Here is a 12,199-nt window from a genome sequence, read left to right on the forward strand (position 1 = left end):
TACTCCTTATTCGCCGGCCGGTCCGGCCTCGAGTCGGTCCATCTGTTCGGGCGAGAGGGCCACCAGCGGGCCCGCGGGGGACTCCGGCGCCGCGGCGTCCCCGTCGTCGGCGGGGAGTTCCTTGACGAGCGCCGCCAGCCGTTCCGGCGTCTTCTCGTCGAACACCTGCCACGGGGTCAGTTCCAGCCCTTCCCGGCGGGCCCGGGTGGACAGCTGCATGGAGGTGATCGAGTCGCCGCCGAGCTCGAAGAAGCTGTCGTCGGCGGCCACCCGGTCCAGGCCCAGCACCTCCGCGAAGAGCGCGCACAGCCGCTCCTCCATGGCGGTGCGCGGGTCCCGCCCGGACGACGTACCGGCGAAGTCGGGGGCGCGCAGCGCCCGGTGATCGACCTTGCCGTTGGGGGTCAGGGGCATGGTCTCCAGCGGTACGAACGCGGCCGGCACCATGTGCTGGGGCAGGCGCGCGACCGCGGCCTCCCGGAGCGCGGTGATCAGCGTGTCGTCCGCCGGACCGGCCGCCGGGACGACGTACGCCACCAGCTGCTTCTCCCCCGGCCCGTCCTCGCGGGCGACCACCGCCACCTGGGCGACGCCCGGACGGCCCGCCAGCACGGCCTCGATCTCCCCCGGCTCGATCCGGTACCCGCGCACCTTGACCTGCGCGTCGGCCCGGCCGGCGAAGACCAGCTCGCCGTCCCGGGTCCAGCGCGCCCGGTCGCCGGTGCGGTACATCCGGCCGCCCGGCATGAACGGGTCCGCGACGAACCGCTCCGCGGTCAGGCCCGGCCGTCCCAGGTATCCGCGGGCGAGCCCGGCACCGGCCACGTAGAGCTCCCCGGCCACGCCCACCGGCACCGGCTGGAGGAACGCGTCGAGCAGGTACGCCCGCGTGTTCGTGATCGGACGGCCGATCGGGACCGCGTCCCGCCCGGGGGTCAGCGGCGCGCTCATCGTCGCGCACACGGTCGTCTCGGTCGGCCCGTAGGCGTTGACCATCCGGTGCCCCGGCGCCCACCGGTCCACCAGCGCGGGCGGGCAGGCCTCGCCGGCCACGATCAGCGTCTCCAGGCTCGCCGGCAGGTCGTCCTCGACGGCCAGCACGCTCGGCGGCACCGTCACATGGGTGACGTCCCACCGGCGTACCGCCTCGCCCAGCGTCACCCGGGGCGGCATGCTCTCCGGGCCGGCCAGCACGATGGACCCGCCGGACAGCAGCGCCATGCACACCTCGGAGACCGCGGCGTCGAAGCCGAGCGAGGCGAACTGGAGCACCCGCGACGCGGGCGTCACCGCGAAGCGCGCGATCTGGGCGCGCGCCAGGTTGCCCAGCCCGGCGTGGGTGACCAGCACGCCCTTGGGCACGCCGGTCGATCCGGACGTGTAGATCACGTACGCGCCGTCGGCCGCGAGCACGCGCGGCAGCGCGGTCCCCGGATCGGCCGCGGACGGCTCGCCCGGCACCAGCACGGTGCCGGTGAAGCCGTCCGGCACGGCCGCCCGGGTCGCGGCCGAGCAGACCAGCACGTCCGGCGCCGCGTCGGCCAGCATCAGCGCGATCCGCTCGCCGGGGTAGTCCGGGTCGACCGGGACGAACACGCCGCCGGCCAGCGACACCCCGAGCAGCGTCACCACCAGCTCGGCCGACCGCTCCACCAGCACGGCCACCCGGGTCTCCCGGCGCACGCCCGACGCGGCCAGCCGCCGCGCCAGCGTCTCCGCCTCGGCCAGCAGCTCGCCGAACGTCAGGTCGCGCGCCGCGGTCCGGACCGCCACCGCGTCCCGCGAGCGTTCCACCTGGCGGCGGAACAGCACCGGCAGCGGCTCCGCGGTCAGCGGTGCGGCGGTGTCGTTCCACTGCTCCACCACCAGCTCGCGGCGTGCGGCGTCGAGCAGGCCGATCCGGCCCACCGGCGTCCGCGGCGCGGCCACCACCTGCTCCAGCGCGTGGACGATCGCCGCGAGCATCTCCTCGGCCCGGGTCCGGTCGATCACGTCCGGCCGGTAGATGAACTCGCCGTGGACGCCGCCGTCCTCCGACGCGCGCATCGACACCGGGTAGTGCCCGCTGTCGTCCGGGATTCCGGCCGGGCGCATGACCAGCGCGTCCGGGCTCTCGGACGGGCGCGGCGGGCGCGGGTAGTTCTCGAACACCACGAGCGTGTCGAAGGCCGCGCCCGGCCCGGCGAACTGGTTGATCTCGCTCAGCCCGACGTGCTGGTGCGCCATCATCGCGACCTGGCGGCGTTGCAGATCCGTGAGCATGTCCACGAACGGCGTGGCGCCGTCCAGCCGCGCCCGGACCGGCAGCGTGTTCATGAACAGGCCGACCACGGAGCCGACGCCGGGGATCTCCGGCGGACGGCCGGCCACGGCGGAGCCGAAGACCACGTCGTCGCGTCCGGTCAGCCGGGCCAGCAGCAGCGCCCAGACGCCCTGGAACAGCGTGTTCATCGTGACGCCGTGCCCGCGGGTGAACTCCGCCAGGCGCCGGCTCAGCGCGTCGTCGAGCGTGAACCGCACCCGCTCCGGCGCGACCGGCGCGCTGATGCTGTCCGGCGGCACCACATGGGTCGGCTCGTCCAGCCCGGCCAGCTCGGACCGCCAGGCCTCCCGGGCGGCCTCCTTGTCCTGGCGCGCCAGCCAGGCCAGGTAGTCGCGGTAGGAGGTCGGGGCCGGCAGCGCGCCGCCGTCCCCGCCGGCCTCGTACGCGGCCATCACGTCCACGGAGAGGATCGGCAGCGACCATCCGTCGCACGAGATGTGGTGCGACGCCAGCATCAGCCGGTGCCGGCGCTCGCCGAGGCGGACCAGGTGCAGGCGCAGCAGCGGCGCCCGGGTCACGTCGAACCGGTCGTCGCGCAGCTCCGCCACCAGCCGGTCGAACTCGGCCAGCGCCTCGTCCTCCGGCAGGTGCGACAGGTCGGTCTCCCGCCAGGGCAGCGTCAGCTCGCGGGCGATCACCTGCACGGCCGTGCCGGACTCGAGCTGGTGGAAGCTCGCGCGCAGCGCGGCGTGCCGGTCCAGCACGGCCTGCCAGGACGCGCGCAGCCGGGCGGCGTCCAGCGGCCCGTCGATGGCGAGCGTGCGCAGGCCCGCGTAGACGTCCGGGCCCCGCTCGTCGACCGCGTGGAACAGCAGCCCCTCCTGCAGCGGGGAGAGCGGCCAGATGTCGAGCAGGCCCGGTACGGCCGTCTCGATCTCCGCCACGTCCCGCTGCGACAGCGCGGCGAGCGGGAAGTCCGACGGCGTGTGCCCGCCCGCGCGGACGTCGCCCGCGTGCGCGGCCAGGCCGGTCAGCATGTCCAGCCAGGCCGTGCCGAGCGACTCCGCCGCGGCGTCGTCGAGGAGCCGGCCGGCCCAGGTCACGGTCAGGTCCAGCCGGGGGCCGTCCGCGGCGTCCAGCACGGCCGCGTCGATCTCCAGGGCGTGCCGCAGCGGCGCGTCCGGGTCGGCCGTGCCGCCGATGGTCCCGACCGGCTGCCAGGGCTCGGCGTCCCCGCCGGGCGCGGCGGCGAACCGGCCCAGGTAGTTGAACCCGATCTCCGGCGCCGGCAACGCGGCCAGGACCGGCCCGGTCTCGGCGTTGAGGTGACGCAGCATCCCGTAGCCGAGCCCGCCGTCCGGCACCGCGCGCACGCTCTCCTTGACGGCCTTCAGCAGGTCACCGGCCGCGTCGCCGCCCGACCTCGCCTCGGCCGGGTCGATCCCGGTCAGGTCCAGCCGGACCGGGTGCACGTCGGTGAACCAGCCGACCGTCCGGGACGGGTCCAGCCCGCCGATCGGCCGGCGGCCGTGCCCTTCGACGTCCACCACGACCGCGGTGCCGCCGCGCCATCCGGCCACCGCGCCCGCCAGCGTGGCCAGCAGCACCTCCTGAACTCCACAGTGGAAGGCCGAGGTGACCCGCTCCACCAGCGCGGCCGCCCGGTCCGGCGGCACGGTCCACGACCTGCGGCCCGCGGTCGAGACGGTGTCCCGCGCCGGGTCCGGCGCGCCCAGCCGGGGCGCGCCGTCGCCGAGGATCGCGGTCCATACCGGCAGCTCCGCGGTACGCGCCGCCGCCTGCTCGGCCAGCGTCCGCGCCCAGCGCCGGAACGAGACGTCCACCGGATCGGGCGCGGGCTCCCGGCCCTCGGCCACCGCCTCGCACGCGGCGCGCAGCTCCGGCAGCAGGATGCGCCAGGACACCGCGTCGGCCACGAGGTGGTGCGCGACCAGCGCGAGCCGGCCGGTGCGCCCGGGCCCGGCGTCCACCCACACCGCGCGGATCAGCACGCCGGCGGCCGGGTCCAGCCGCGCCGCGGTCTCCGCGGCGGAGCGGTCCGCGAGCGCGTCGAGGTCGGCGTCGCCGGCCGCCACGCGGTCGACCAGGCGCGCCGCGTCCACCGTGCCGCGCTCGGCCACGACCAGGCGGGGCTCCGCTCCCCCGGTCCCGACGACCCGGGCGCGCAGGAGGTCGTGCGCGTCGATCAGCGCGCCCAGCCCGGCCGCGAGCGTGTCCACCGTCAGCCCGGCGGGCGCGCCCACGGTCGTCCACTGCGCCAGCGCGCCCCGGGTCAGCGCGCCGGGATCGCGGTCGAGCAGCGCCCGCAGCACCGGCGTCCAGGGGACCTCGCCGGCGCCGTCGTCGGCACCGGCCGGCCGCTCACCGCCGCGCTCCGCGATCGCGGCCAGGCCGGCCGGCGTCCGGTGGTCGAAGACGTCGGTGGCGCCGAAGACCACGTTCTCCCGCCGGGCGCGCGAGGCGAGCTGCATCGACAGGATCGAGTCGCCGCCCAGCTCGAAGAAGCTGTCGTCGGCGCCGACCCGGTCCACGCCGAGGATCTCGGCGAACAGCGCGCACAGCACCCGTTCGGTCTCGGTGCGCGGCTCGCGGCCGGCCGGCCTCCCGGCGAACTCGGGGTCGGGCAGCGCGGCGCGGTCGATCTTGCCGTTGACCGTCAGCGGGAAGCCGTCCAGCACCACCACCGCGGCCGGCACCATGAATTCCGGCAGCCGGGCCGCCAGGTTCTCGCGTACGGTGCCGGGGTCCGCGGCCGCGTCGCCCGCCGCCGTCACGTAGGCGATCAGCCGCTTCTCCCCCGGCCGGTCCTCGCGCGCCACCACCACCGCCTGCGCCACGCCGGGCTCCGCGGTCAGCGCCGCCTCGATCTCGGCCGGCTCGACCCGGTACCCGCGGATCTTCACCTGGGCGTCGGCGCGGCCGGCGAACAGCAGTTCGTCCCGGTCCGTCCAGCGGGCCAGGTCACCGGTGCGGTACATCCGCTCGCCGGCGGCGAACGGGTCGGCGACGAACCGCTCCGCGGTCGCGGCGGCGGCGCCCAGATAGCCGCGGGCCAGGCCGGCGCCCGCGAGGTACAGCTCGCCGGTCACGCCCGGGCCGACCGGCTGGAGGAACGCGTCGAGCACGTACACCCGACGGCCGGCCAGCGGACGGCCGATCGGCAGCGCGTCACCGGGCGCGGCGCCCGGCTCGATCACATGCCAGGTGGCGCAGAGCGTGGTCTCGGTCGGGCCGTAGAGGTGCCGGACGCGCACGTCCGGGCAGGCCGCGCGCACCCGGGCGACGGAGGCCGGCGGGACGGCGTCGCCGCCGGTCAGCACCTCGCGCAGCCCGCGGAACGCGTCCGCCGCCTCGTCCGCCAGCGCCCGGAACGCCCCGGCGGTCAGGTGGACCGTGGTCACCCCGCGCGCGATCGCGTCCCGCAGCCGTTGCGCGTCGACCGTGCCCGGCTCCGCGACCAGCACGCGGGCGCCGGCGACCAGCGGCGCCCAGATCTCCAGCAGCGACGCGTCGAACGCGTGCGAGGCGTGCATCAGCACGTGGTCGTCCGCCCCGAGCGCCCAGCCCGGGTCGCCGGCCAGCGCCGCCACGCCGCCGTGCGGCACCGCCACGCCCTTCGGCACGCCGGTGGACCCGGACGTGTACATCACGTACGCCACGTCGTGCGCGCCGGCCGTGAACGACGGCGCCGGGCCGGTCGCGGGCGCGCCCGGGAGCACCGGCGCGATCCCGGCCGGCAGCAGGTGCCGGGTCGCCTCCGCGCAGACCGCCACGGACACGCCGGCGCCGGTCAGCATCCGCGCGATCCGCTCCCCGGGGTCCTTCACGTTCACCGGTACGTACCCGGCCCCCGCCTTCCAGATCGCGAGCAGCGCCACGAACAGGCCGGCGCCGCGCTCCAGCACCACGCCGACGTGGTCGCCGCGCCGCACCCCCGCGCCGGCCAGGTGCCCGGCGAGCCGGTCCGACTCGCGGTCGAGGTCCGCGTAGGACAGCGTGCGGTCCCGGTCGGTGACCGCCACCGCGTCCGGCGAGCCGGCCACCCGCCGCCGGAACGCCTCCACCACGGTCGCGCCGCCGGCCGCCTCCCCGGTCGCGTGCCCGCGCGCCGGCCCTGCCGTCACGGCCAGCCGGCCGGTGAGCAGCGAGGGGTCCGCGACCAGTCGTTCCATCACCCGCACGACCTGCCGGGCGACCTCCACGGCCGTCTCCCGGACGATGCGGTCCGGCCGGTACGACACGCGGATCTGGAGGCGCTCGCCGGGGCTGGCGCTCATGGTCAGCGGGTAGCTGGTGCCGGTCCGGGTGACCGCCGAGCTGATGCGGACGGCACCGTCGGCGCCGAGGCCGGCGGCGTCCATCGGGAAGTTCTCGACCATCATGATGGTGTCGAAGACCGCGCCCGGCCCGGTCACCTTCTGGATCTCCCGCAGCCCCATGTACTGGTGCTCGGTCAGCGCCACCTGGCGTGCCTGCAGGTCGTGGAGCAGGTCCAGCACCGGCCGGCCGCCGTCGAGGCGTACCCGCACCGGGACGGTGTTGATGAACATCCCCACCATCCGCTCGACGTCCGGGACCTCGGCGGGGCGTCCGGACACCACCGTGCCGAACACCACGTCGGTACGGCCCGCGAGCCGCGCCAGCACCAGCGCCCAGGCGCCCTGCACGATCGTGCTCAACGTCAGCCCGTGCCCGCGGGCGAACTCGGTCAGCCGCCGAGTGTCCCGGAGGGACAGCGACTCGCAGTGCTCGTCCGGCATCACCATGGTCTTGCCCGCGTCCGCGTCCACCACGGTCGGCTCGTCCGCCCCGGCGAACTCCGCGCGCCACGCCGACCGGGTCGCCGCCCGGTCCTGACGGCTCAGCCAGGCCAGGTAGTCCCGGAAGGACGGCGGCGTCGCCGCGCCTTGGCCACCGGCGTACGCTGCCGACATCTCGCCCAGGATGATCGGCGTCGACCAGCCGTCCAGCACCAGGTGGTGGGAGGTCACCACGAGGCGGTGCCGGTGCTCGCCGAGCCGGATCAGCAGCAGCCGCAGCAGTGGCGCCCGGCCGATGTCGAAGCGGCGCGCCTGGTCCGCGGCGAGCAGGCGCCCGACCTCCGCGTCCGCGTCCGCCCCGGCCAGGTGCGACACGTCCGCCACCCGCCACGGGATGTCCGCGCCGGCCACCACGACCTGCACCGTCTCGCCGGAGCGGAGCTGGTGGAACGTGGTCCGCAGCGATTCGTGCCGGGCGACCAGCGAGGTCCACGCCGCGTGCAGCCGGTCCGCCTCGAGCGGCCCGTCCAGGTCGAGGATGCGCTGGCTCTGGTAGACGTCGACGCCGGCCTCGTCGAGCGTGCGCTCGAAGAGCATGCCCTCCTGCAGCGCGGACAGCGGCCAGACGTCGGTCAGCCCCGGCGCCGCCGCCTCCAGCTCCTCGACGTCCCGCTGTGCCAGCCGGACCAGGTCGAAGTCGGACGGCGTGTGCCCGCCCCCGGGGTGCGCGGCCAGCCCGGTCAGCAGCTCCAGCCAGGCCTCGCCGAGCCGGTCCACCGTGCCGGGGTCGAGGTCGCGGCCGTCCAGCGTGAGCCGCAGCCGGGGGCCGTCCGGGGTGTCCAGAACGTCCGCGGCGGCCTCCAGCGCGTGCGCCAGCACCAGATCCGGGCCGGCCTCGCCGGCGCCCAGCGTGCCCTCGCGCAGCTCCCACGGCGTGGCCGCGGAGGCCGCGCCGGACCGGCCGAGGTAGTTGAACCCGATCTCCGGGGCGGGCAGCGCGGCCAGCCGGTCCGCCGTGGCCGGGTTGAGGTGGCGCAGCAGCCCGTAGCCGAGCCCGTCGCCGGGCACCGCGCGGACCTGCTCCTTCACGGCCTTCAGCAGCGCGCCCGCGGCGGCGCCGCCGGCCGCGGCGGACGCCAGGTCGACGCCGGAGACGTCCAGGCGGACCGGGTGCGCGCTGGTGAACCAGCCGACGGTCCGCAGCAGGTCCTCGCCGTCGGCGGCGTGCCGGCCGTGGCCCTCCACGTCCACCAGCACGCCGTCACCGCCCCGCCGGCGTGCCACCGCACCGGCCAGGCCGGCGAGCAGGATCTCCGGGACTCCGCAGTGGAACGCGCCCGGCAGCCGGCCGAGCAGGCTCCGCGCCGCGTCCCCGGACAGCGTCGCCGACCACGAGTGCGGCTGCCCGGTGCGCGATCCCACCGGCGGGTCCGCCGCGTCCAGCACCGCGACCCAGTGGTCCAGCTCGGCCACGGTGCTCTCGCTGAGCGCGCGCTCGGTCAGCCGCCGCGCCCACGCCCGGTACGGCGTCGCCTCCGGCTCCAGCGCGGGGGTCCGGCCGGCGACCGCGTCGTCGTACGCCGCGCGCAGGTCCGGCAGCACGATGCCCCACGAGACCGCGTCGACCACCAGGTGGTGCGCGACCAGCGCCAGGCGGCCCGGCCCGGCGTCCCCGGCGTCGATCCACACCACCCGCACGACGCTCCCGGCCGACGGGTCCAGCGTGGCCGCCGCCGCGCCGGCCTCGCGCGCGGCGAGCGCGTCCAGGTCCCCGGCCGCGGCCGGCACCCGGGTGATCAGGTCCGTCGCGGTCACGGCGCCCCGCTCGGGCACCACCAGCCGTCCGCCCGGCTCGACCCGCGCGCGCAGCAGGTCGTGCGTGTCCAGCACGGCCCGCAGCGCCGTGGCCAGCGCGCCGGGGTCCAGGCCGGCCGGTGCGACCACCACCCGGGCCTGCGCGAAGCCGGGGCGTACCGCGTCGTCGCCGAGCGCGCGCATCACCGGCGTCCACGGCACCTCGCCGATCGCCTGGTCCGCCGCGGGCCGGGCCGGGCGCGCCGGGCCGGCGGCCCGGGCCAGCGCGGCCAGCCGCTCCGGCGTCCGGTGCTCGAACACCTGCCGCGGCGTCAGCGGGAGGCCCTCCCGGCGCGCGCGGGCGGCGACCTGCATCGACGAGATCGAATCGCCGCCGAGCGCGAAGAAGCTGTCCTCGGGCCCGACCCGGTCCAGGCCCAGAACCTGCGCGAACACGTCACAGAGCAGGCGCTCGGCCGCGGTGGCCGGCGCCCGGCCCGCGGCGGCCGGCGCGAACCGCGGTGCGGGCAGCGCCTGCCGGTCCACCTTGCCGTTCACGGTCAGCGGCAGCGCGTCCAGCACCAGCACCGCGGCCGGGAGCATGAACTCGGGCATCGTCTCGGCGAGCCGGGCCCGCAGCGACGCCGGGTCGGTGTCCGCGCCGGCCTCGGGCACCACGTAGCCGATCAGGTGCTCACCGCGCACGGAGACCACGGCCTGGGCCACGCCCGGCAGCCGGCCGAGCACCGCCTCGACCTCACCCGGCTCCACCCGGTAGCCGCGGATCTTGACCTGGTCGTCCGCGCGGCCGGCGAACACCAGCGCGCCGTCGTCCGCCCAGCGGGCCAGGTCACCGGTCCGGTACATCCGGCCGCCGGGTACGAACGGGTCGGCGACGAACCGCTCCGCCGTCAGCGCCGGACGGCCCAGGTAACCGCGCGCCACGCCGGCGCCGGCCACGTACAGCTCGCCCGCCACGCCCGGGGGCAGCGGGCGCAGGAACGCGTCCAGCACGTAGGCGCGCCGGCCCGCGAGCGGGCGCCCGATCGGCAGCACCGCGCCGGTCCGGTCGCCGGGCTCGAGCAGCCACCAGGTCGCGCACAGCGTGGCCTCGGTCGGGCCGTAGAGGTGCCGCACCCGCACGTCCGGGCAGGCGCGCCGGACCCGCTCCACGGCCGCGAGCGGTACCGCGTCGCCGCCGGTCAGCACCTCGCGCAGCCCGGCGACCGACTCCGGCGACTCCTCGGCCAGGACGCGGAACGCGCCCGCGGTCAGGTGCGCGGCCGTGACGCCGCCGGCCACGTACCCGGCCAGCGCCGGCCCGTCCACCGCGCCCGGCCCGGCGATCGTCACCCGGGCGCCGGACAGCAGCGGCACCCAGATCTCGAACAGCGAGATGTCGAACGCGTGCGAGGCGTGCATCAGCACGGCGTCGCCCGGCCCGATCCCCCAGCCGGGCTCGCCGGCCAGCGCCGCCACGTCGCCGTGCGTGACCGCGACGCCCTTCGGCGTGCCGGTCGAGCCCGAGGTGTACATGACGTAGGCGAGGTCGCCGGCGCCGGTGGCCACGGTCAGCGGCGTGGCGTCCTCGATCGCCCGCCGGGTCCGCGGGTCGTCCGGCACGATCGGGTCGAGTCCGGCGTCGCGCACGGTGGCGCGGAACGTCTCCGCGCACACCGCCGCGGCCGGCGCGGCGTCGGTCAGCATGAACCGCACGCGCTCGGCCGGGTAGGCGGGGTCGACCGGCACGAACGCCGCGCCCGCCCGCCACACGCCGAGCAGCGTGGCGATCAGCGTGGACGAGCGTTCCATCAGTACCGCGACCCGGTCCCCGCGGCGGACGCCCCGGCCGGCGAGGTGGCCGGCGAGCCGTTCCGCGTACGCGTTCAGCTCCCCGTACGACATGGTGCCGTCGCGGCCGGCCACCGCCACCTCGTCGCGCCGGCCCGCCACCTGGCGGTCGAACAGCTCCAGCGCGTGCCGGTCCGGTGCCGCCCCGGACGCCGCGCTCCAGTCCCGTACCACCAGCTCCCGCTCGGCCTCGCCGATCACCTCGACGTCGCCGACCGTGATTCCGGGCGTCCCGGTCAGCTGGCGCAGCACCCGGGTGAACCGCTCGACGACGGCCAGCGCGGCCCGCTCGTCGAAGTGCTCAGGCAGGTAGTCGAGCTTGAGGAGCAGCGACTCACCGGGTACGGCGACGAGCGTGAGCGGGTAGTGGGCGGTCTCCCGGCCCTGGTGCACGCGGATGCCGAACGCGTCCGCGGAGCGCCGGGCGGCGAGCTCCCGGGGGAAGTTCTCGAAGACCAGCAGCGTGTCGAAGACCGCGCCGGGGCCGGCCGCCTTCTGGATGTCGGCAAGCCCCACGAACTGCTCGGGGATGAGTGCCGACTGCCGCTTCTGCAGCTCCGCCAGCAGTTCGGCGACCGGGGTCGCGCCGCGCAGCCGCACGCGGACCGGCACGGTGTTGAGGAACAGGCCGACCATCCGCTCCACGCCGGGCAGGTCCGCCGGGCGGGCCGACACCGTGGCGCCGAAGACGACGTCCGTGCGGCCGGCGAGCCGGGCCAGCACCAGCGCCCACGCGCCCTGCACCACCGTGTTCAGGGTCAGTCCGTGGCCGCGGGCGAGTTCCTCCAGCGCGCGGCTGAGCGGCCGCGGCAGCTCGACCGTGACGCTCTCCGGCACGCCCGGCCCGTGCCCCGGGTCGGCGGGCGCCACCAGCGTCGGCTCGTCGGTGCCGCGCAGCTGCGCCGTCCACGCGGCCAGCGCGCGGTCCCGGTCCTGCCGGCGCAGCCAGGCCAGGTACTCCCCGTACGACGTCACGTCCGGCAGGTCCGGTGCGCCGTCCCCGGCCGCGTACAGCGTGGACAGCTCGTCGAAGACGATCGGCAGCGACCAGCCGTCCATGATGGAGTGGTGGCAGGTGACCACCAGGCGGTGGCGGTCCGCGGCGAGCCGGATCAGCGTCAGCCGCAGCAACGGCGCCTTCGCCACGTCGAACGGGCGCAGCCGGTCCTCCTCGGCCAGCTCGCGTACTGCCGCGTCCGGCTCGTCGAGGCCGGAGAGGTCCGCCTCGCGCCACGGCAGGTCCACCCGCGCGGCGACGACCTGCACGGTCTCGCCGCTGCGGCGCTGACGGAAGCAGGCGCGCAGCGCGGCGTGCCGGGTCAGCAGCGCCTCCCACGCCGTACGCAGCCGCGCCGCGTCCACCGGCCCGTCCAGTTCCAGTATCCAGTGTCCGACGTAGACGTCCGGGCCCTGGTCGTCGTAGACGGCGTGGAACAGCAGGCCCTCCTGCAACGGCGACAGCGGCCAGATGTCCTCGATCAGCGACTGCGTCACGGATATCTCCCTCGTT

General features: G+C 76.8%; 1 protein-coding gene. It reads right to left on the bottom strand.

The window, feature by feature from the left end; genetic code table 11:
- Window positions 1-6 precede the first annotated feature (6 nt).
- Window positions 7-12,183 (bottom strand): non-ribosomal peptide synthetase, encoded by a 12,177-nt coding sequence (locus J2S41_RS18785; protein ID WP_310369187.1) that lies wholly within the window; start codon window positions 12,181-12,183, stop codon window positions 7-9.
- Window positions 12,184-12,199 lie beyond the last annotated feature (16 nt).

This window comes from Catenuloplanes atrovinosus, from assembly GCF_031458235.1.
GTDB classification, from domain to species: domain Bacteria; phylum Actinomycetota; class Actinomycetes; order Mycobacteriales; family Micromonosporaceae; genus Catenuloplanes; species Catenuloplanes atrovinosus.